Genomic DNA, 21454 nt, shown 5'->3' on the forward strand with positions numbered 1-21454 from the left:
TTCATGCCTGGACCACGGCGCTTTTCGGATCGATCAGGATCTTCGCGTGCTTCGCCGGATCCTTCAGGGCGTCGAAGGCGTTGGCGACGCCATCCAGGCCGACGGTGCCGGTAATCATGGGCGCGCAGTTGACCTTGCCCTCGGCGATCATGTGCAGGGTGTCGCGGTATTCCAGTGGCGAATGGCCGAAGACGAAGCGCAGGTCGATCTCCTTGTGGATCGCCAGGGCCGGCTCGTAACGATCCACCTGCATGCATAGGCCGGCCACCACCACGCGCGACAGCAGCGGCGCGCCGTCGATGATCTGCTGCACCAGCCCGGGCAGGCCCACGCACTCGAAGATCACCGGGCGCTTAGGTGCACCGGCGCCGAGCTTCTCGGCCAGGCGCCAGGCGATGTGCCACGGCACTGGCAGTTTGCCGAGCTTCTCGCGGGTGCCCACCGAGAGTTCCAGCAAGCTGGGCAGATCGCGGATGAAGTCCTCGCCGGGACGCTCGGCATAGGGCGAGTCCTCGCGCGGATTGATCAACACATCGGCGCCGCACTGCTGCGCCAGGGCACGGCGCCCTGCGGAGAAGTCGCTGGCCACCACGCGCTCCACGCCCTGTGCCTTGAGCAGGCAGATCAGTGCCAGGCCCACCGGCCCGCAACCGATGACGAGGGCCACGTCCTTGCGCTGGATTTCGCTCCGGCGTACCGCATGCCAGGCCACCGCCATCGGCTCGGTCAGGGCCGCCATCTCGGCCGACAGACCATTGGGTACCGGCACCAGCGCCGACTCCTGCAACAGCATGCGCTCGGCGTAGCCACCGGTGGCCACCGGCGACAGGCCGGCCAGGTGGATCGCATTGCCAATACGCAGCAGCGGTTGGGCTACCACGCGGGTACCGGGCTTGATCTTCTTGTCGCAACCGGCACCGTACTCCAGCACCTCGACACACAGCTCATGGCCGAACACCACCGGATCGCTGCTGAACGGCAACACCTTGCCGAAGCCGACCTTGTCCACCACGGCCTTGAACTCGTCGCAGTGGTGGCGCATGTGCAGGTCCGAGCCACAGATGCCGCAACGCAGTACCTCGACCAGTACTTGGCCCTTGGCGGGTACCGGCTCCGGCAGGTCGACGACCTTCAGTTCGGCGTTTTGACAAACGACAGCTTTCATCCGCTACCTCCGAGATGTTGGATAGGGTGGGGGTCGGGCAGCGACTGCCGCAGCACCGTAAATCAGTCAGCGCGCGCGGCGCAGTGCGCGGATCCAGGCCACGGCCAGGAACAGCAGCATCAGCCCAGCGCCCAGCGCCCAGCTGAGCATTGGCAGGATCAGATCGCCCTTCATCGGCGTCAGCCCCACCAGCAGCGAGGCGGCCTTGTACGGCATGTATTTGAGGTATTCGGGATCACTGACCAAGTCGAGGAAGGCGCGCCGATTCGGATAGCGAATCACCAGCACGCTGCTCCAGTTGTCGATTGCCGGCTCGAAGGTGATCAGGTTGGTGCTCGGCTGCTCGCCACCCAGAACGCCCTGCATGGTGCTGGCGAACAGCGGATAGGCGCCGCGCGCGAACAGCAGCGGCATGACATGTTCTTCGTAATAGGCATTGGCCTGCTCGGGGGTGCCCTTGAAGCCAGCCACCTGCGGCAGCGGACGCAGCTGCGGGTAGTAGCGCATCAGGTTGAGCATGTAGACCGGTTTGCCGTCATCAGCCTCGGCCCAGGCGTGCAGGTGGCGGAGAATTTCGCCCTTCTCCTCCTCCGGCCAGGCCAGGTCGCGCTCCAGCGTGCTCATGTAGCCTTCGATCTCGTCCGCGCTTAGCTTGCTGCCGGGCGCGTGCCACTGGCCGAAGGCGACGAACACGGCGAGCAGCAGCGCCGCCAGAATCAGTTCAAAACGATACTTGTGCATATGGATTCCTTGCTCAGCGCAGGCAGTCGAGTAGCAGTGGATTGAGTTTTTCCGGCGCATGTAGCTGCAGCCAGTGGTTGGCGCCGTCGATGCGCTCGTAGCGGAAAGGGCCGTCCACATGGCGCGCGGTGTTGCGCATCTGTTCTTCGGTCAGATAGCGGTCGCCGCTGCTGTAGATGCCGCACACCGGCACCCGAGCCTTGGGCCAGACCTGCGGCAGGATCAGGCCGAGGTTGGCGCGGTAATAGTTGATGCCGGCCGTGAGGCGTCCCGGACGCTCCAGCACGGATCGCCACTGGGTGAACTCCTCGGGAAAGGCGGTGAACCAGCGGAAGAACCACCAGTTGCCGGCCTTCAGCAGCCACTCGGCAAAGCCGCGTAACTGGAACAACAGCACGTACCAACCCTTGAGTTTCTGCGCCAGGCCGCCACTGCCATAGGCCGCCGGATGGCCGACCGACAGGGCGATGTAACGCTCCACCCGCTCGGGATGGGCCAGGCTGAATAACCAGCCCTGTACGGCACCCCAGTCGTGGGCCACCAGTTTCACCTTGTCGATGCCCAGCGCATCCAGCAGCGCGCGCAAATCCTCCACCAGAATGTCGCTGTGATAGTCGGCCACGTTCATGGGCATTTCCGTGTCACCGCAGCCGCGGGTGTCCGGGGCGATCACCTGGTAACCGGCCGCTACCAGCGCCGGTATCTGCTGGCGCCACACCGCGTGGCTGTCGGGAAAGCCGTGCACCAACAGCACCGGCTCACCCTGACCGACCACCACCACATGCATGGCGATGCCGTTGACCTGTAGGCGTGTTCCTGGGTAATCCATCGCGTTATTGCTCCTGATCGGAAAATTTAACGCGCGCAAAGCGCTCGGGTAGGTGGCCCAGCAAGGGCCGCCGAAGCTTCCAGGGGAAGGTGGGCACTACGCCGTCGTTCACCCGCTTTTCGATCAGCCGCGCCATTTCGCGCGCCGCCTGTTCGACCCCGATGGCAAACGGCAGCCGGCCTATGTCGACGCCATCCACTATGTTGGTGTTGATGAAGCCGGGCAGGATATTGGTGACGGCAATACCTTGCTGGCGCAGTAGGCGGCCTGCTGATTGAGCGGCTGCAGCGAGGCCAGCGACGATATGCCGACAATGTTCCCCTGGCCGCGCACCAGGAAGTGAGCGGCCGCCGCGTTGACGGTGGCGATGGCGCCCGTCAAGTTGGCCGGGATCAGGTTCAGCTCCTTGTCCAGGCTATCGCCACCCACGCGCGTGAGATCGTTGGCGCTGGCGTTAACCACCACCGTGCCCACACCCCACAGGCGAGTGAACAAATCCCGCAGCGTCTCGCCCACACTGTCGATCTGACATACGTCAAGTACCGCCAACTGCACCGTCAACTGCGCATTGATGTCGCGGTGAATCTCCTCGCGCAGCTGCTCCAACAGCGGAAACCGGCGCGCGGTCAGGCTCAGGGGGTGGCCGCGGTGAGCCATTTCCAGCGCCAGGGCCCGACCGATGCCGGAGGAAGCGCCGGTAATCACCACAGCTGAAGCTTCATTGTTGCTCATAGGGCTCTCGCAATTTCTGTTTGCTGTGTGTTATTCGATGGCCAGGGTCGATTTGGCCCGCTGGCGCAGTACGAATTTTTGAATCTTGCCGGTGGAGGTCTTGGGCAATTCGCCGAACAGGAACTGCTTGGGCACCTTGAAGCGCGCCAGGCGTTCGGCGCAGAACGCGCCCAGTTCCTCGGCGGTCGGTGCATGGCCCTCGCGCAACTCGAGAAAGGCGCAGGGCACCTCGCCCCACTTCTCATCCGAGGTGGCGACCACCGCCGCAGCCAGCACCGCGGGATGCCGGTAGAGCACGTCCTCGATCTCGATCGATGAGATGTTCTCGCCACCGGAGATGATGATGTCCTTGCTGCGATCCTTGATCTTCACGTAGCCGTCCGGCTGGATCACCGCCAGGTCACCGGTGTGGTACCAGCCACCGGCGAAGGATTCCTCGGTGGCCCGCGGATTCTTCAGGTAGCCCTTCATCACCAGGTTGCCGCGGAACATGATCTCGCCCATGGTTTCGCCGTCCCAAGGAACTTCCTGCATGCTCAACGGATCGCGCACGCTGATGCCTTCCTGGCAAATGCAACGCACGCCCTGACGGGCACCCAGGCGAGCCTGCTCCTCGAGCGGCAACTCCTCCCACTCGGGATGTTTGGCGCACACCGCAGCCGGACCATAGGTTTCGGTAAGGCCGTAGCCGTGGGTCAGGTCGAAGCCCAGCTGCTTCATGCCCTCGACCATAGCCACCGGCGGTGCGGCGCCGCCGGTCAGCGCCGACACCCGATGACGGATGCCCTCGCGCCACTCGACCGGTGCATTGATCAGCAGCGACTGCACGATGGGCGCGCCGCAGTAGTGGCTGACCTTGTGCTCGCGGATTGCCTGGAAGATCAGCTGGGCGTCGATCTTGCGCAGGCACACGTTGGTCCCGGCGTTGGCGGCCATGGTCCAGGGGAAGCACCAGCCGTTGCAGTGAAACATCGGCAGCGTCCACAGGTAAGTCGCATGCGGCGGCATGCCCCAGGTGACGATGTTGGACAGCGCATTCAGGTAAGCCCCACGGTGGTGATAGACCACGCCCTTGGGATTGCCGGTGGTACCCGAGGTGTAGTTCAGCGCAATGGCGTCCCACTCGTCGGCCGGCAACGGCCAGGCAGATTTCGGGTTGCCGGTGGCGATGAACGCCTCGTACTCGCGGTTGCCGATCAGCTCGCCGGGGCCGTCATATTCGCTGTCGCAGACATTGATGAGCAGAATGTCATGACTGACCCTGGGCAGCGCAGCCTGGATGGTCGGGGCAAACTCGCGGTCGGTGATCAGCACCTTGGCCTCGCCATGTTCGAGCATGAAGGCGATGGTCTCAGCATCCAGGCGGGTGTTGAGGGTGTTGATCACGCCCCCGCACATCGGCACGCCGAAGTGGCATTCGTACATTTCCGGGGTGTTGGCCAGCATCACGGCCACGGTGTCCCCTTGCCCCACTCCGGCTTCCGCCAGCGCCGAAGCCAGTCGACGGCAGCGCGAATAAGTCTCGGCCCAGGTATAGCGACGCCGACCATGGATCACCGCCGTGCGCTGCGGATAGGTGTAAGCCGAACGCTCGATGAACGTCAGTGGGCTCAATGCCATGTGGTTGGCCGGGTGCTTGTCCAGCCCTGCACGATACGGACTCATGCGACACACTCCTCAAATACTGCGTGGTTCACTGCTATGGCGCCGCGCTGCATGCGCTGCACCTGTACCTGTACCTGTACCTGTACCTGTCCAATTACGGCGGTGTGGGGGGGGAGTCCGATATACCCTTCCACGCTGCCACCATATGGCGCTCGCACCTCGGCTTCGCCCCCCTCGATGGGGGGGCGCGCCGGAATGCAGGTCGAACTCAGCGCAACAAGCGCCTAGACTTCTGCTCGCAGGCAATGGCCAAATGAAAAATGACACCGCACGCCGGCACCATCACCAACCGGCGGAAACGGATGCAGAATGGATCGACAATAAGAACCTCCAGCGGCGCACCGTCGCCAGTTGGAAACCGCTCCCCGTCAGCCGTGAGAAAAGCGCTTGAGCCTAGTGAGTACCGAACCCGGACTGGTCCTGAAGGCCACCCCACCGCGCGTGCAGAAGTCAGCCACACCGCGTACCCGGCTGAGCCTGGACTCCGCCGAACTGGCAGATAAGGCGGTGATCGCCCTGCAGGCGCCAGCGGGATTCGGCAAGACCCAGCTACTGGCCCAGTGGCGCCGCGACTGGCTGGCGCAGGGTGGGGTGGTGATCTGGCTGACCCTCGACGAGCATGATGATCCCTTGCGCCTCGCCCACGGCCTGGCCGTTGCCAAGTCGGTCGGCAGCGGTCGACCGGTGATGCCCCAGAGCGGCACCACCCTGCTCGACAAAGGCGCCGGCGACCTCGACGAGCTGACCTGCTGGCTAGCCGAAATCGCTGACTTGGGCGCCGAAACCCTGCTGATTCTCGATGACGCGCACAGTCTGCCGGAGGAGACGGCGCGCCACTCGCTGACCTACCTGCTGCGTAACACACCCGCCAACCTGCGCGTGGCCATGGCCTCGCGCGGGCGTATCGCCCTGCCCATGGCCGACCTGCTGGCGCAGGGTTATTTCGGCGTAGTGGGCGTCGAGGACCTGCGCTTCACCCTGGACGAGACCCTCGCCCTGCTCGCGGCGCGCTTCGGCCAGCGTCTGGACCTGGACGACTGCGCGCATCTGCACGAAATCACCGAGGGCTGGCCGCTAGGCCTGCAACTGGCGATCTCGGCGTTCGAGCGCAGCAGCGATCTGCACAACGCCATCCGCGGCCTGGCCGTCAGCAATGGCAATCGGCAGAACTTCTTCGTCGACTCGCTGCTGTCCCGCCTCTCGAAGCAGCAAACCGACTTTCTCACGCGCATTTCGCTATTCGAGATGGTCCATCCGCAACTGTGCGTCGTCCTGCTCGCGGATGAACGCGCCGCTGCCTGGCTGCAAGAGCTGCTCAGCAGCACGCCGATCCTGATCGAAGGCGTGGAAAGCGATTGGCTGCGCATCCACCCACTGGCGCAGGAGTTGCTCCGCAGCCGTTTCGCCGCGCTGCCCGACGCAGAGCGCCAACTGTTGCACCAGCGCGCCGCCGAATGGCTCGCCGGCAGCGGCCTCACAGAGGCCGCTGCGCGCCAGGCACTGCTGGCCGGACAGACCAAGCAAGCCTATGCGTTGGCCGAGAACTGCCTGTACGAGCTCATGCTACACGGCCATTTTACCCGGACGCTGGAATGGATTGAGCAACTGCCCAGCCGCGAAGTCGAGCGGCGTCCGCGTCTGCGCCTAGCGGCGGCCTGGTCGCTGGCCATGAGCGGGCACCAGACGCAAGCCATGCAGATGATCGAGCAGGTCAGCAAGGATCCGAACGCCAGCGAAGAAGAGCAGTGCGAGGCAGTGGCAATTCTCTCGACCGCCGCCTTCTTCGCCGACCGCCCCGATCAGTCGCTGCTGCTCATCGAACCCTGGCTAGACAAGACTCCCGCCTTTTCCATCAAGCTGCAGGCCATCCTGAGCAACCTCAGGATTCGCCTGGCCCTGGCGTCTGGACAGACCGAGCGCGCGCGCCATTATTGTCAGCATGCGCCACGCTATGAATGGAGCTCTGGTATGGATGCCGTCCGCGGCCACCGCGACTGGCACTTCGGCCTGTCCTATTTCTGGGAGGGCCAGATGCTTAGCGCCGAGCGGGCGTTGCGCGCCAGCCTGAGCCAGGCCGACGAGGATATCGGCCGGCGCAGCGGCATCGCCGTGCTGATGGCGACGACATTAGCCAACGTGCTGCTCGAACGCGACGCCCAGACCGAGGCCAGCACCGTACTCGCTAATCGCATGGACGTGCTGGCCCGCCTGGCCGCTCCCGAGGCGATCGTGCAGGGCTATGTCACCGCGGCCCGCCTGGCGGCCCTGCAGGGACAGACCCACCGCGCCCACGACCTGCTCGATGAACTGTTCGCCATCGGCGAGACCCGGCAGATGCCGCGCCTGTGCATCACCGCGCTGGCCGAACAGCTTCGCCAGCATGCCCTGCGCGGCCACAGCGAAACCTGCCAGGCCCTGTGGCAGCGCCTCGACCAACTGCTGCCCGACTTCGTCCGCGAATCACGCGGCCTGCTTGGCCCCGAACTCGCCCTGTGCGCGCAGCTCGGGCATGTCTACGCCTGCGTCTCCAGCCACGACTGGAGCGGCGTTCTGGCGCTGCTGGAACAGGCCGCACCACTGGCCGAGCGCCTGCGGCGTGGGCGCGAAAGCGTACAAATACTCCTGCTCCAGGCACTGGCCCGCCAGCGCCTCGGCGAAGACGGTCTGCCGGCCCTGCGCGAAGCCGTCAGTCTGGCCGAGGAATACGGCCTGCTGCGGATCCTCGCCGACACCCACCCAGATCTGCCTGCCTGGGCAGCCCAGCTACAGAGCAATGCCCCAGCTGCCGCCGTGCAGCCACCCGTCGCTGCGCCCGGCCCGCCGCGCAAGCACTTGACGGTAAGCGTCTCGCCGAGCCGGATGCTCACCCCCAAGGAGCGCGAGGTCCTGCAGTTGCTCGCGCGCAACTTGTCGAACAAGCAGATCGCCCTGGCCCTCGAGGTCGGCGAAGAAACCGTGAAATGGCACATGAAGAACCTGTTCGGTAAGTTCCAGGCCGGCACCCGCAAGCATGTGATCGATCGCGCCTACCTGCTGGGCATCCTACAGCCCTAGCCTACTACTAAGCCCCCTCCCCCCTAGTCGTTAGCACAGCCCCCCTATCAATGGGGGGGCCAAAGTAGCGCGCCGGGAATAGTCTCGAGCCCATGAAGAGCCGTCAGCAGGCCTGTCGACGGCTCGTGGTGAATCCCGCGCGACGCCTATTGCGGCGTCGCGCTACCGGCCTCGGGACAGAGACGATGACGCACAAGGTACTGATCGCAGGCGTTGGCATGACCCCGTTCACCGCCTTGGGCAGTGGCAATGCCGCTGAACTAACCAAGTCAGCGGTGAGCCTAGCCTTGGCCGATACGGGTCTCGATCTCGATCTGATCGACCAGACCTTCTTCGCCAGCGTGCACTCCGGCTCGGGCATCGGCGAGCGATTGATGGCGCCTCTCGGGCTGACCGGGATAAGCCTGATCAATGTTCGTGATGGCTGCGTCTCAGGGCATAGCGCCTTTCACCTGGCGCGCCAGAGCCTACTCTCGGGCGAGACTGAGTGCGTGCTGGTGGTGGGCTGTGAAGCCATGCCGGCAGGCATTTCCAGCCGGGCCTTCTTCGATCTGGGCGAGCGCGCTGGCAAGCCGCAAGACCTTACCGTCGAGAACCACAAAGCACTCGAGCAGCTGGAGCGACGCCAACATCCGGCGGAGCTGTTCGCTGCCCAGAGCAGCCATCTGCTCACCGGCCTAGGGGTCTCGGAGGCCACCTTTGAACAGGTTTTGATGGGTGCCAGAACCCAGGCACGCCACAACCCCTATGCCCTGTTCAACCACCTGGACGAGGTCGACACCTGGCTTGCACCTTACCTGAGTGCCCCGGCATCTGGTGCCGCCGCCCTGATCCTGTGTACGCCGACGTTCGTGCGGCGTTACGGACTACGTGCCGATATCGCCTGCCTGGTCAGCCTACAGGGTGGCGATACCGATGCCGATCAGGAGTCGCACAGCGCGCTCGACGCGCTGGGCCGCGCCGCTACCCGGCGCCTGTCGACTCGAGCTTACGAGCTGGCCAGTCTCGGCCCTGAAGATATAGACCTGGTTGAGCTGCATGACCAAAGCGTCGGCGACTACCTGATCAACAGTTCCGCGCTGGGCTTCTGCCGTGAGGATCAGCTCGCCGCCTTTGCTCAGGGCCGCCATAACGGTGCCGACGGTGGCGTGGCGGTTTGCCCATCCGGCGGATTGCTCGGCCGTGGTCATGCACCGGGCGCCACCGGCATCGCCCAGTTGGTCGAGTTGGTCTGGCAACTGCGTGGCGTGGCGGGCTCCCGCCAGCTGACCAGAGCCAGAACCGCACTGCAGCACGGCACCGCCCTCGGTCGCGCGGTATCTCTCAACATATTGCAACGGATGTCCTAGTAGCGGTCGCATGCGGCCCGAAATGTCAGCCATAAACCAACAAAAAAACAAAACAAAACAAAAAGGTGCATCAGCCCATGAAGAGCAACAACAGCCACCTCAACCTGCGGCGGAGCCTGCTCGCCTCGGCCGTTCTGGCAGCATGCATGCCAGCTGCCCAAGCCTTCGAAATCGATACTGGCAGTGACGACTGGGCCGTGCGCTTTGACAACACGCTCAAGCTGAATTACGCGCAGCGCGTGGAAAGCCCGAACTCGAAGCTGGCCAATACCTTCAACAGCAACGACGGTAACCGTAACTTCTCATCCGGCAGCGCGGTGTCCGAGCGCATCGACGTGCTGACCGAACTGGATGTGGTCTTCAAAGAGCAGATGGGCTTCCGGATCAGCGCTAACTCCTGGTACGACCATGCCTATGGCGACATCGGCGCACAGAACGATTCGCCCAACCGCATCGAGAATGGCGCGCCAACCTCCAGCGGCCTGAGCGGCTATGGCGAGCGTTACTACAACGGTCCTTCTTCCGAAATTCTCGATGCCTTCGTCTTCGGCAGCATCGAGGTCGGTGACGGTTCCATGCTCAGCTCCAAGCTGGGCAAAACCACCAGCTACTGGGGTGAAACCGTGTTTGCTGTCGCTCACGGCATCGCCTACGGCCAGGCTGGCATCGATGTGTCCAAGCAGCTGGCAGTTCCGGGCACCGAGGCCAAGGAACTGTTTATCCCGCGCGAACAGCTCCTGGTGAACTTCAACCTCAACGAAGAATGGAACTTCTCCGGCCAATACTTCTTCGGCTGGGATGAGGCACGCCTGCCGGAAGCCGGCACCTACCTAGGCTTCAACGATGGCATCCAGCATGGCGGGCATAATCTGTCGCTGATTGCGCAGCCTAACCCATTGTTCGGTGCCTCTGGATTTACCCCCTTGCAGCAAGTCTTGCCCAACACATTCTTGGGCGCAGATATCCCCGGAGCGGTGAGCGCTGACTACCTGAGAGTCTACAACGGACGTACCTATACCCCGGATGACAGGGGCGACTTCGGCCTGAGCGCGAAGTGGGCGCCTCTGTGGCTGGACGGTAGCCTCGGCTTCTACTACCGCAAGGCCTCAGACGTTCTGCCGAACTTGGTGATTACTCCGAACACGGCTCAGACCCTAGTTGCCACTGACCTTTGTGGTGCAGCGCTAGGCGGAGGCTGCGCCAGTGGTCTTGGGCTCACGCCGAGCCAGATCAATGCCGCGCTGCCTGATGCCGTACCGCTGCCCAGCGCTGCGCTCACCGGTAACGCCGGCACCTACAACCAGTTCTACGCCGATGACATCGATATCTTCGGTATCAGCCTGTCGAAAAGCCTGGGAGGCGTGTCAGTCGGCGTGGATCTGAACTATCGCGAGAACATGCCCCTCAACAGCGTGGCTGCCACCGTCTCTCCGGGAGCCGCAGCCTTGGGCATGCCCGGCTTCATCGCCAGCTTCAATGGTGACAGCGACGATGCAGTCGCCAAGGGCAAGACCCTGCACCTGGTGGTCAACGGCCTTGCCGCCTTCGGCGATACCGCGTTGTGGGACAGCTCCACCGTGCTCGGCGAACTGGCCTACAGTCGCTGGCTGAGCGTGGACAAGAACGAGCACCTGTTCAAGGGCGAAGACTGGTACCGCGGCGTCGACAAGGTGAGCAAGAACAACTACGTGCTGGGTGTCAACTTCACCCCGACCTGGTACCAGGTGCTGCCGGGCATGGACATGTACCTGCCCCTCAGCTACAGCGTCGGCCTCAGCGGCAATTCCGCAGTGCAAACAGGTGGCAACGAAGGCGCCGGTAGCTACTCGGTGGGCATTGCCGCTGACCTGTACGCGAAATACCGCTTCGACCTCAAGTACGTGGATAACTTCGGTCCCTTCGATACCTGTGAGACCGGAACCGACGGGGCAGCGCCTGGCGCAGCCAGCAACTATGCCTGCGTAAAAGGCCAAGCCACTGCCTTCAACAGTCCTGCGGCGCAGCTGAAAGACCGCGGCATGGTCACCTTCACCTTCAAGACAACCTTCTGATCTACGCATTGCGTCAGACGCAAGCAGGAGAACACAGATGAAATTGATGCACACTCTGCTGGCCACCTCTCTGGCCATCGCCATCGCCGGTCAGGCCCAAGCGGCCGTATCCGCGACCGAAGCCTCCAAGCTCGGCACCGAACTGACCCTTCTCGGCGCCGAGATGGCCGGCAACGCCGACGGCTCCATCCCCGCCTACGCAGGCGGCCTGACAGCCGCGCCAGCTGGTTTCAAGACTGGCGACACCAAGCGCCCCGACCCGTTCGCCGACGACCAGCCTGTGCAAGTCATCGACGGCAAGAATGCTGATCAGTACCAAGGCATGTTGACGGCTACCACTGTCGAACTGCTCAAGCGCTTCCCCAGCTATCGCCTGGACGTCTATCCGACCCACCGCAGCGTAGTGTTACCGCAAGCCGTGCTGAACAACACGCTGAAGAACGCCACCGACGCCAAGTCAATCGAAGGCGGTCAGGCCATCGAAAATGCTCTGCCAGGCGCTCCCTTCCCGATTCCACAATCGGGCGCCGAGGCCATGTGGAACCACCTATTGCGCTACCAGGGGGTCAACGTCGAGGCCAAGTACGACTCCTGGAACGTCGACTCCGCTGGCGTACCGACCCTGGCTACAACCGGTATGGCCTATATCAACTACGCGTCCTACAACGACGTCACCAAGCTGGTTCAGGGCCAGGACACCTTCTACCAGATCAAGCTGTTGTACACCGAGCCGGCACGTCGCGCTGGCGAGGCGATCCTGGTGCGCGACGCAGCCAACCCGCTGGTACAAGCGCGTCGTGCCTGGCAGTACCTACCCGGCGTTCGTCGAGTGAAACTGGCGCCGAGCCTGGCCTACGACACCCCCAACCCAGGTTCAGCCGGTGCCGCCACCTATGACGACGCCTTCGTTTTCCTCGGCGCACTGGATCGCTACGAGTGGAAGCTGGTGGGCAAGCAGGAAATGTATGTGCCGTACAACACCTACAAGCTCACCTACCTATCGGACCCCCAGGCACTGACCACTCCGAACTATCTAAATCCGGACTTAGTCCGCTGGGAAAAACACCGCGTATGGGTCGTCGAAGCCACCCTCAAGGAAGGCTACCGCCATATCTACCACAAGCGCCGCTTCTACCTGGACGAGGACAGCTGGGTCGCTCTGGCCTCCGATCAGTATGACGCCCGTGGTCAGCTCTACCGTGGCTCCTTCGCCTTCCTCAGCCAGAGCTACGACCAGCAGGTGCCGGATGCCACTCCGCACATGATCTACGACTTGGTTGGCGGCAGTTACAACATCACCGGTCTGGTCGGTCCGTACGGTGGCATCAAGTACAGCCAACCGCTTTCCAAGAGCCAATGGTCGCCCGAATCGCTGGCCGGCACCGGCATCCGCTAGGTTTCAAGCTGCTCCGCCTGCCCGTCCGACGCCGGGCAGACTTTGCGCCGGACTGCAACCTATGCACTCCGGCGATTTTTTCCAAGAGGACGCTGTATGTGTTCTTTCAAGAAGTGCGTGCTGCTAGCGCTGTACGCAACACTGGCACTGTTGCAGGGTGTCGCTCAGGCAGCCAGCTACGTTGACGTGCTGGAACTGCCCGCCCAGCCAAGTACCCTGGCGCAGCACAGTCCCTTGCTGGACGTCACCCGTGCGGGTGAGCGTCTGGTAACCGTTGGCCAACGTGGCCACATCCTCTATTCCGACGATGCCGGCGAGCATTGGCAGCAGGCCGCCGTGCCGGTCAGCTCCGATCTGAATGCCGTGCATTTCCCCACTACCGAGCAAGGCTGGGCGGTGGGCAACGATGGCGTGATCCTGCACAGCCGCGATGCTGGCGCCACCTGGACCAAGCAGCTGGACGGCCGCGAGATCGGCGCCCTGCTGGTCAAGCATTACGGCGCGCTGGCCAGTGCGGAACCGGCCAATGAGCAGTGGCCGCTGTTCGCAGCAGAGGGCCGGCGACTGCTCGATGAGGGGCCCGACAAGCCGTTCCTCGACGTCTGGTTCGCCGATGACCAACTCGGTTACGTGGTCGGTGTGTTCAACCTGATCCTGGCTACCCGCGACGGCGGCCAGAGCTGGACGCCGCTGCAGGATCGCACCGACAACCCGCAGGGCTTTCACCTCAACGCCATCGCCTCGACCGGCGATGCACTGTACATCGTCGGCGAACATGGCCTGCTGCTCAGGTGGGATGACCTCCTCGAACGCTTTACGTCCGTGCCGACGCCTTACCAGGGCAGCTTCTTCGGCCTGATTGGCGCCCCTGGCGAGCTGCTCGTCTATGGTCTGCGCGGCCATGTGTTCCGCAGCGCCGATGCGGGCGCCAACTGGACTGCGCTGGATACCGGTCTGCAAGTCAGCGTCACCGCCGCCACCCTCGACGCGACCGGCGAGTACCGTCTGTTCACCCAGGCCGGGCACATGCTGCTCGGCGAAGAGGGCAGCATGCACCTGCAAATGGTGCCGCAGCAGAGTCAGTCGCCGGTCGCCGGCGTCAGCCTGGCCGGAGACAGTTCGCTGGTTCTGGTGGGTACCCGTGGCGTGCGCGTACTGCCCGTCGAATAAGTAGAAAACTTGAAGAGCGAGTACCCTGACATGGGCAAAATCAAGCAAGACACCATGCCGGTGATCCGCGACTTGCGCGACTTCGACACGAGCACCGGCAACCTGCTGGAACGCGTGGTGTTCAACCACCGCCCGCTGTTCGTCGTGCTCATGGCGTTGATCACCGTGCTGCTCGGTTACATGGCCGTGACTCGCCTGGAAATGCGCCCCAGCTTCGAGAAGATGATTCCGCAGAGCCAGCCGTACATCCGGAACTACCTAGAGAACCGCGCCTCGCTGCACGGCGTGGGCAACTCGGTGCGGGTAGTGGTGGAGAACACCCAGGGCGACATCTTCGATCCCGAGTATCTGGAGGTGCTCCGGCAGGTCAACGACGAACTGTTCCTCACCGCTGGCGTCGATCGCGCCTGGATGAAGTCGCTGTGGAGTCCGGCGGTACGCTGGACCGAGGTCACTGAGGAAGGTTTCCAGGGCGGGCCGGTGATGCCCGATACCTACAGCGGCCAGCCGGAGGACATCGAGCTGCTGCGGCAGAACATCAACCGCGCCGGTATCGTCGGCAGCCTGGTGGCCAGCGACTTTAAGTCGAGCATGTTGATCGTGCCGCTGCTCGACAAGGACTCGGCCACCGGCCAGGGCATCAACTACCACCAGTTCTCCAAGATCATCGAGGAGCAACTGCGCGACAAATACGAGTTGGCCGGCGACAGCCGCGGGCTCCAGGCCGGCGAGGAAGGCAACGGCAAGTACAAGATCCGGGTGATCGGCTTCGCCAAGCTGATCGGCGACCTGATCGACGGCCTGATCCAGGTGATGATGTTCTTCGCCGTGGCCGTGGCCAGTACCTTCGTCATCATCCTGCTCTACACCCGCTGCCTGCGCAGCACCCTGCTGGTGATAGGTTGTTCGCTGATGGCGGTGATCTGGCAGCTGGGCATCGTCGCCTGGCTGGGCTATGCCATCGATCCCTACTCGATTCTGGTGCCCTTCCTGATCTTCGCCATCGGCGTATCGCACGCCTCGCAGAAGATGAACGGCATCATGCAGGACATCGCCCAGGGCACCCACAAGCTGGTGGCGGCGCGCTACACCTTCCGCCGCCTGTTCATCGCCGGGGTGACCGCGCTGCTGTCCGATGCGGTGGGCTTCGCCGTGCTGATGCTGATCGATATCCCGGTGATCCAGGAGCTGGCGATCACCGCCAGCATCGGCGTGGCCGTGCTGATCTTCACCACCCTGCTGATGATGCCGGTGGCGCTGTCCTATACCGGCGTCAGCGCCACCGCCGCCGAACGCGCACGGGTCATCGATAGCCATGCCGCCGAGCATCGCGGCTTAGGCAAACTGTGGGATCTGCTCGACCTGTTCACCACGCCCAAGTGGGCGACCGGCACGGTGCTGGTCGCCGTGCTGCTGGGCATCGGCGGTTTCGTGGTCAGCCTGCAACTGAAGATCGGCGACCTCGACAGCGGCGCACCGGAGCTGCACGAAGACTCGCGCTACAACCGCGACAACGCCTACATCACCAGCCATTACGCGCTGTCCAGCGACCTGTTTGTGGTGATGATCAAAACCGACCCGGAAGGCTGCCTTAACTACAAGACCCTGGTACTGGCCGACCGCCTAGCTTGGGAGCTGCAGCAGCATCCAGGGGTGCAGACCACCACCTCGCTGGTTAACGCGGTGCGCCAGATCACCGCCGGCTCCTTCGAGGGCAACCCCAAGCTGAACAGCATCCAGCGCAATCAGGACATGCTCAACTACGCCGCACAGCAGGCCTCGGTCAACACGCCGGAGCTGTTCAACGCCGATTGCTCGCTGATGCCGGTGATCGCCTACCTGGCCGACCACAAGGCTGAGACCCTCGACGAAGTGGTGGACGTCGCCGACAAGTTTGCCCGCGAGAACAGCAGCGATGACCGCCAGTTCCTGCTGGCTGCCGGCAGCGCCGGTATCGAGGCCGCGACCAACATGGTGGTACGCGACGCCAACCGTACCATGCTGATTTACGTCTACTCTGCGGTGATCCTCTTCTGCCTGATCGCCTTCCGCAGCTGGCGGGCGGCAATGGTGGCGGTACTGCCGCTGGTGCTCACCTCGATCCTCTGCGAAGCGCTGATGGTGTACATGGGGATCGGCGTCAAGGTCGCGACCCTACCGGTGATTGCCCTGGGCGTGGGCATCGGCATCGACTATGCGCTGTACCTGCTCAGCGTGCAGTTGCACTTCCAGCGCCACGGCATGTCGCTGTCGGCTGCCTACCGCAAAGCGGTGTCCTTCACCGGTCGGGTGGTGGGGCTGGTCGGCATCACCCTGGCCGCCGGCGTGATCACCTGGGCCTGGTCGCCGATCAAGTTCCAGGCGGACATGGGCATCCTGCTGGCCTTCATGTTCCTGTGGAACATGCTCGGGGCGCTGATCCTGATCCCGGCGCTGTCGCACTTCCTGCTTCGCAAGCAGTGGCTGTAACGGCAAGCCGACGAAATGTTACGCCCCCCCCTGCACGCAAGCCTGAATCCAAACGCACTCACGCGAGGATTGCAGCGCATGCGCATAGGCGGGGGCCACTTCGGCATAGCTGGCAACGGCCGCCCGGTACGGCAAAAGTCCCTGAGACGCCGGATCGGCACATCAGGCTCAGTGAAGTCGAGCCCTGATGGCTTTCTATCAAATCAATCAACACCTGATCCACGGACTTCACCGACAGGCATTCCAACGAGCGAGCTCCCCATGGCAATTGCGCAACTGCAAGGCAAACAGATCACGCTCCTGTTCCGCAACTCAGTCAGTGGGATTCCCTGGAGCGGCCAAACCCTTAACGTTTGGTTCGAAGCACACCTTAAAGCGCTGTGGAATCGCTCACCGGGGACCCAATCAAAGCAGGCATACATTTGCTAGTCAGGCTCTATCTAGTTTTGTACCCATGGAGTGGGTCGCTCGCCAGTTAGGGCACACCGATACCACCATGGTTAAGAAGCACTATGGACGTTGGATACCGCGCGACACTAAAAGTATGGCCCGTACGGTCTCTGAGATGATGGGATTTTGAGGGTTAGAAGCGGTATAGAGCGGACTAAGGTGAGGCATTTTTGCCCAAATTTTGCCCAAATGCCAAACCCAGCAAACAAAAAGCCCCTGGAATCTATAACGATTTCAGGGGCTTAGAGTATTTCAATATGGCGGGAAGATAGGGATTTGAACCCTAGGTGCTATCGCTAACACAACGGATTTCGAATCCGTCCCGTTCGGCCACTCCGGCATCTTCCCGTGGCGGCGCGCATGATAGCAGCACAAGCGCGTTTGGCGAAGCCCAATTGGTAGAATTTTTCGCATGCTTTCAGATGCTTGCGCTGGAGCCCTGCGGGCGCATGGCTGGAAACGTCCCGCTCGCTATCGAGGAGCAATGCCTCGCGGATAAAGACTAGGAGCCCCCTCTGCGCCTACAGGGAGACAGATACCTCATGCAACACGCTTTTACAGCACCCACCAACCAGAAAAGGCGCCTAAGCGCCTCTCCTGTGCCGCACAGCAGTCGATCAGGCAGTCAGCCGGGTCAGGGCTTCGCGGTATTTGTCGGCGGTCTTCTGCGCGACCTCAGCCGGTACGGCCGGAGCCGGTGGCTCTTTGTTCCAGCCGGTGGACTCCAGCCAGTCGCGCACGAACTGCTTGTCGAAGCTCGGCGGGTTCTTGCCTTCGACGTAGCTGTCGGCCGGCCAGAAGCGGCTGGAGTCGGGGGTCAGCACTTCGTCCATCAGGGTCAGGGTGCCGTTTTCGTCCAGGCCGAATTCGAACTTGGTGTCGGCGATGATGATGCCACGGGTGGCGGCGTACTCGACGGCGGCGCTGTACAGGGCGATGGAGGTATCACGCACCTTGGCGGCCAGTTCGCCGCCGATGATCGCGGCGCACTGCTCGAAGGAGATGTTCTCGTCGTGGTCGCCAACGGCGGCCTTGGTCGACGGGGTGAAGATCGGTTGCGGCAGCTTGGAGGCTTCCTGCAACCCGGCTGGCAGCTGGATGCCGCAGACGGTGCCGCTGTTCTGGTATTCCTTCCAGCCGGAACCGGCGATGTAACCGCGCACGATGGCTTCCACGGCAACCGGCTTGAGGCGCTTGGCGACTACCGCGCGCCCCTCAACCAGCGGCAACTCGGCGGCCGGCACCATATCTTCGACCTTGTCGCCGGTGAAGTGATTGGGTACCAGGCCGGCCAGCTTGGCGAACCAGAAGTTGGAAATCGCGGTGAGGATCTTGCCCTTATCCGGGATCGGCTCGGCAAGGATCACGTCGAAGGCCGAGAGGCGGTCAGTGGCGACCATCAGCATGCGCTTGTCGTCGATTTCGTAGAGGTCGCGGACTTTGCCCGAGTATATCTTCTTCAGGCTCAGGGTTGCAGGAGTGGTCATATCGGGATTTCCGCCTTTAGCAAACGAAACAGGCGAAACCCACTGGGTTTCGCCTATCGGTATTACGACGCAGGAACAACCAGGGCTTAGCCAAGGCTCTCTTGAATCAGAGCCAGGATGCGACGTGCCACATCGGCCGGCGCCACGGTATTAAGGTCTTTTTCCACGGTGACCTGAACGCTGTCACCGACCGGGGTCAGGCGTACCTGGTAACGCTCGGCACGTGCATCGATTTCTTCCTTGTCCGGCTTACCACCGAACAGGCTAGAGAAGAAGCCCGGTTCCTCGCCCTTCTTCTGCGTACCTTCGGCCAGGTTGATGTAGTACACACCGAGGCTGCGGTTGAGGTCGTCGATGCGCACATCGGCCGTTTCCAGGGAGCGACCGACACCGGACCAGGCACGATCGAAGTCGGCACCGAGGTTCAACACCGGGTTGCCGTTACCGTCTTCCGACAGGCTGACGCGGCTCGGCGCATCGAAGTCGCGTGCGGCCAGCAGCGATACAGAACCGCCCTGCTCGGCACTGCGCGCCATGCTCACCAGCATGTCGTCGAGTAGCGCGGCTTCCAGGCTGGCGTTGCCACTGCCGCTGGCGAAGGCCACATCGGCAGTGCTGCCCGCTGGACGCTCGGCACTGAGCACGAAGACTTCGCTGGTATTGCGTTGCACGCCTGGTTCGACACGCACCCGCACGCGGGTTTCGGCATCCGCTGCCAAGCCCGACACACGACTGCTCAGGCGCCGCGCCATGGCTGCAGACAGTTGATCAACGCGCTGCCATGCGGTGACGAATTCGCCGATCTGCGGACGTTCCTCGGCAATCTTGAAACCGTTGTCTTCAAAGAACTGGCGGGCGATCGGCCAGACTTCGCCCGGCACGCGCTGACCGACTAGCCAGCGTGACTCGCCGCTTTTCTGCAAACTGAACTCGCTAGCATCGGCACGCACGACCAGCGCCTGCGGGCGCGGGACTTCGAATTCACCCTCGGCCGTGCTGCTGGCAACCTGAGCCGGCACCGGCAACAACGGATCGAGGCGCTTGGCCTCGACGTTCGCCGGCAACTGCATGGGTGCGGTTTGCCGAGCGATGAGGTAGTCGCTGCCGCGATCACGGAAATAGCCATCTTCACCATAGATCCAGCCACAACCGCTGGCACTGGAGATGATCAGAGCAAGTGCGGAGAGTCCGCCCAGTCGCTTCATGCGTAGTATTTCCTCAATTAAACCAAAACGCCGGACTGGCGCAGGGCCTGACGCAGCGGTTCATGACAACGCGGGCTGAGCCAGGTCAGCGGCAAACGGATACCGTCCGGCATCATGCCCATTTCATGCAGGGCAAATTTCACCGGAATCGGGCTGGACTCGATAAACAAGGCCTTGTGCAGCGGCATCAGACGATCATTGATGGCGCGCGCAGTCACGGCATCGCCGGCCATGGCAGCGGCACACATGTCGCTCATGGCGCGTGGCGCGACGTTGGCGGTCACCGAGATGTTGCCCTTGCCGCCCATCAGCATCAGTTCGACGGCGGTGGCGTCATCGCCGGAATACACCAGGAAATCCTTGCTCACCCGATCCAGGACTTCCTGGCCGCGCTGCAGGTCGCCGGTGGCTTCCTTGATACCGATGATGTTGGCGATCTTCGCCAGGCGCTCGACCGTTTCCGGCAGCATGTCGCACACGGTGCGACCCGGCACGTTGTAGAGAATCTGCGGGATGGCCACCGACTCTGCGATATGCCGGAAGTGCAGGTACAGACCTTCCTGGGTCGGCTTATTGTAATAAGGCGTGACCAGCAGGCAGGCATCGGCGCCCACATCCTTGGCGGCGCGCGTCAGCTCGACCGACTCGCGCGTGGAATTGCCACCCGTGCCGGCGATCACCGGGATGCGCCCGGCAACTTGAGCGACCACACGTCGGATCACTTCGATGTGTTCGGACACTTCCAACGTGGCCGACTCGCCGGTGGTACCGACCGCGACGATGGCGTTGGTGCCCTCTTGCAGGTGGAAATCCACCAGTTTGCTCAGGCTGTCCCAATCGAGACCACCTTGTGCATCCATGGGCGTGACCAGTGCCACCATACTGCCCGCAATCATGCAACCACTCCTGCCGGAAAAAAGAGAGCGGTAATGGTACTGGCGCCATGCACCTTGTACAAGCGAAGGAAAAGGCCGATCGGCAAGTGCGGCGACTGGGCGAGCAACCCGGCATTCCTTTCACTCATCCATTTACTGGCATTCCCCTGAGCTGCGCTTTTCGCTACCCTTCCGGCTTTGCTCGGTACTCATTGTGGGCCGAGCGTTCATCGCTCTAGGAATGCTGCATGTCCACCCCCCCAGTTCGCGAACAATTCCTCGTCATCAGCGCACTCGGCCCCAACGCCATGGAGCTGACTAATGTGCTGTGCCGCACCAGCAATGAAAACCGCTGTGCCGTCGTCAGCACCCGCCTGAGCCGGCATGGCGAGTTCAGCGCCTTGGTGCTGCAGATCTCCGGCAGCTGGGACGCCCTGGCGCGCCTGGAGTCGAGCCTGCCGGCCCTGGCCAAGAAGCACGCCTTTACGGTCAACGTGACGCGCAGTGCGGCGGCGGAAAATCGCCCCCAGGCCCTGCCCTACGTGGCCTATGTCAGCTCGGCCTACCGGCCCGACATCCTCAATGAGCTGTGCCAGTTCTTCATCGACCACAACGTCGAACTGGAAAGCCTGACCTGCGATACCTACCTGGCCCCGCAGACCGGCGGCACCATGCTCAATGCGACGCTGACCGTGACGCTGCCCGCAGGCACCCAGATCAGCTGGCTGCGCGATCAGTTCCTCGACTTCTCCGACGCCTTGAATCTGGACGCCCTGATCGAACCCTGGCGCCCACAAAACCCATAAGGAAGCTGTC

Annotated in this window: 16 protein-coding genes and 1 tRNA gene; 7 read left to right on the top strand and 10 right to left on the bottom strand. The window is 62.9% G+C overall.

Annotation, left to right across the window (positions count from 1 at the left end):
* Window position 1: 1 nt before the first annotated feature.
* The 6 genes from VCJ09_RS16540 to VCJ09_RS16565 form a co-directional block, all read right to left on the bottom strand.
* Window positions 2-1165 (bottom strand): zinc-binding dehydrogenase, encoded by a 1164-nt coding sequence (locus VCJ09_RS16540; RefSeq protein ID WP_324731222.1) that lies wholly within the window; start codon window positions 1163-1165, stop codon window positions 2-4.
* Window positions 1166-1231: 66 nt separating this feature from the next.
* The gene (locus VCJ09_RS16545) at window positions 1232-1906 is read right to left on the bottom strand and encodes a hypothetical protein (RefSeq protein ID WP_324731223.1); all 675 of its coding nucleotides are present in this window, start codon (window positions 1904-1906) and stop codon (window positions 1232-1234) included.
* A gap of 13 nt (window positions 1907-1919) precedes the next feature.
* Window positions 1920-2735 carry an alpha/beta fold hydrolase gene (locus VCJ09_RS16550; RefSeq protein WP_324731224.1) on the bottom strand — a complete coding sequence of 272 codons (816 nt, stop codon included), beginning with the start codon at window positions 2733-2735 and terminating at the stop codon, window positions 1920-1922.
* Window positions 2736-2739: 4 nt separating this feature from the next.
* Window positions 2740-2934 carry a hypothetical protein gene (locus VCJ09_RS16555; RefSeq protein WP_324731225.1) on the bottom strand — a complete coding sequence of 65 codons (195 nt, stop codon included), beginning with the start codon at window positions 2932-2934 and terminating at the stop codon, window positions 2740-2742.
* On the bottom strand, window positions 2934-3467 hold the full coding sequence (locus VCJ09_RS16560) for an SDR family NAD(P)-dependent oxidoreductase (RefSeq protein ID WP_324731226.1): 534 nt from the start codon (window positions 3465-3467) through the stop codon (window positions 2934-2936). Before VCJ09_RS16560 ends, VCJ09_RS16555 begins: the two co-directional genes overlap by 1 nt.
* A 30-nt stretch (window positions 3468-3497) precedes the next feature.
* Window positions 3498-5132: an acyl-CoA synthetase gene (locus VCJ09_RS16565; RefSeq protein WP_324731227.1), complete on the bottom strand. Its 1635-nt coding sequence runs from the start codon at window positions 5130-5132 to the stop codon at window positions 3498-3500.
* 396 nt (window positions 5133-5528) lie between these two features.
* On the opposite strand from VCJ09_RS16565, the gene VCJ09_RS16570 reads away from it, so the two are divergent.
* The 6 genes from VCJ09_RS16570 (at window position 5529) to VCJ09_RS16595 (ending at window position 16621) form a co-directional block, all read left to right on the top strand.
* Complete coding sequence (locus VCJ09_RS16570; protein WP_324734680.1) at window positions 5529-8186, top strand: LuxR C-terminal-related transcriptional regulator; 2658 nt, start codon at window positions 5529-5531, stop codon at window positions 8184-8186.
* Window positions 8187-8371: 185 nt separating this feature from the next.
* A complete protein-coding gene (locus VCJ09_RS16575; protein WP_324731228.1) occupies window positions 8372-9535 on the top strand; it encodes a thiolase C-terminal domain-containing protein in 1164 nt (387 codons plus the stop codon).
* A 77-nt stretch (window positions 9536-9612) separates the two neighbouring features.
* Entirely contained in the window at window positions 9613-11586 is a 1974-nt protein-coding gene (locus VCJ09_RS16580) for a DUF1302 domain-containing protein (RefSeq protein WP_324731229.1), read from the top strand.
* Window positions 11587-11623: 37 nt separating this feature from the next.
* Window positions 11624-12982: a DUF1329 domain-containing protein gene (locus VCJ09_RS16585; RefSeq protein ID WP_324731230.1), complete on the top strand. Its 1359-nt coding sequence runs from the start codon at window positions 11624-11626 to the stop codon at window positions 12980-12982.
* A gap of 96 nt (window positions 12983-13078) precedes the next feature.
* Entirely contained in the window at window positions 13079-14152 is a 1074-nt protein-coding gene (locus VCJ09_RS16590) for a WD40/YVTN/BNR-like repeat-containing protein (RefSeq protein ID WP_324731231.1), read from the top strand.
* A gap of 30 nt (window positions 14153-14182) precedes the next feature.
* On the top strand, window positions 14183-16621 hold the full coding sequence (locus tag VCJ09_RS16595; protein WP_407692974.1) for an efflux RND transporter permease subunit: 2439 nt from the start codon (window positions 14183-14185) through the stop codon (window positions 16619-16621).
* 708 nt (window positions 16622-17329) lie between these two features.
* On the opposite strand, the gene VCJ09_RS16605 is transcribed toward VCJ09_RS16595, so the two are convergent.
* The 4 genes from VCJ09_RS16605 to dapA form a co-directional block, all read right to left on the bottom strand.
* Window positions 17330-17419 (bottom strand) — tRNA-Ser (locus VCJ09_RS16605).
* 269 nt (window positions 17420-17688) lie between these two features.
* Window positions 17689-18558 carry a phosphoribosylaminoimidazolesuccinocarboxamide synthase gene (locus tag VCJ09_RS16610; protein ID WP_324731232.1) on the bottom strand — a complete coding sequence of 290 codons (870 nt, stop codon included), beginning with the start codon at window positions 18556-18558 and terminating at the stop codon, window positions 17689-17691.
* A gap of 86 nt (window positions 18559-18644) precedes the next feature.
* A complete protein-coding gene (gene bamC / locus VCJ09_RS16615; RefSeq protein ID WP_324731233.1) occupies window positions 18645-19763 on the bottom strand; it encodes an outer membrane protein assembly factor BamC in 1119 nt (372 codons plus the stop codon).
* A gap of 17 nt (window positions 19764-19780) precedes the next feature.
* Window positions 19781-20659: a 4-hydroxy-tetrahydrodipicolinate synthase gene (dapA, locus tag VCJ09_RS16620; RefSeq protein ID WP_324731234.1), complete on the bottom strand. Its 879-nt coding sequence runs from the start codon at window positions 20657-20659 to the stop codon at window positions 19781-19783.
* 227 nt (window positions 20660-20886) lie between these two features.
* On the opposite strand from dapA, the gene VCJ09_RS16625 reads away from it, so the two are divergent.
* On the top strand, window positions 20887-21444 hold the full coding sequence (locus VCJ09_RS16625) for a glycine cleavage system protein R (RefSeq protein ID WP_079202657.1): 558 nt from the start codon (window positions 20887-20889) through the stop codon (window positions 21442-21444).
* The last annotated feature ends 10 nt before the right edge of the window (window positions 21445-21454 follow it).

Origin of the sequence: Pseudomonas paeninsulae (assembly GCF_035621475.1) — a bacterium.
Lineage (GTDB): Bacteria > Pseudomonadota > Gammaproteobacteria > Pseudomonadales > Pseudomonadaceae > Aquipseudomonas > Aquipseudomonas paeninsulae.

Excerpts from the sequence above, each read along its gene's own strand:
- VCJ09_RS16595 (WP_407692974.1), top strand. The coding sequence starts at position 14,183 with ATGGGCAAAATCAAGCAAGACACCATGCCGGTGATCCGCGACTTGCGC.
- VCJ09_RS16610 (WP_324731232.1), bottom strand. The coding sequence starts at position 18,558 with ATGACCACTCCTGCAACCCTGAGCCTGAAGAAGATATACTCGGGCAAA.
- VCJ09_RS16550 (WP_324731224.1), bottom strand. The coding sequence starts at position 2,735 with ATGGATTACCCAGGAACACGCCTACAGGTCAACGGCATCGCCATGCAT.
- dapA (WP_324731234.1), bottom strand. The coding sequence starts at position 20,659 with ATGATTGCGGGCAGTATGGTGGCACTGGTCACGCCCATGGATGCACAA.
- VCJ09_RS16545 (WP_324731223.1), bottom strand. The coding sequence starts at position 1,906 with ATGCACAAGTATCGTTTTGAACTGATTCTGGCGGCGCTGCTGCTCGCC.
- VCJ09_RS16565 (WP_324731227.1), bottom strand. The coding sequence starts at position 5,132 with ATGAGTCCGTATCGTGCAGGGCTGGACAAGCACCCGGCCAACCACATG.
- VCJ09_RS16585 (WP_324731230.1), top strand. The coding sequence starts at position 11,624 with ATGAAATTGATGCACACTCTGCTGGCCACCTCTCTGGCCATCGCCATC.
- VCJ09_RS16560 (WP_324731226.1), bottom strand. The coding sequence starts at position 3,467 with ATGAGCAACAATGAAGCTTCAGCTGTGGTGATTACCGGCGCTTCCTCC.
- bamC (WP_324731233.1), bottom strand. The coding sequence starts at position 19,763 with ATGAAGCGACTGGGCGGACTCTCCGCACTTGCTCTGATCATCTCCAGT.
- VCJ09_RS16575 (WP_324731228.1), top strand. The coding sequence starts at position 8,372 with ATGACGCACAAGGTACTGATCGCAGGCGTTGGCATGACCCCGTTCACC.
- VCJ09_RS16590 (WP_324731231.1), top strand. The coding sequence starts at position 13,079 with ATGTGTTCTTTCAAGAAGTGCGTGCTGCTAGCGCTGTACGCAACACTG.
- VCJ09_RS16580 (WP_324731229.1), top strand. The coding sequence starts at position 9,613 with ATGAAGAGCAACAACAGCCACCTCAACCTGCGGCGGAGCCTGCTCGCC.
- VCJ09_RS16540 (WP_324731222.1), bottom strand. The coding sequence starts at position 1,165 with ATGAAAGCTGTCGTTTGTCAAAACGCCGAACTGAAGGTCGTCGACCTG.
- VCJ09_RS16625 (WP_079202657.1), top strand. The coding sequence starts at position 20,887 with ATGTCCACCCCCCCAGTTCGCGAACAATTCCTCGTCATCAGCGCACTC.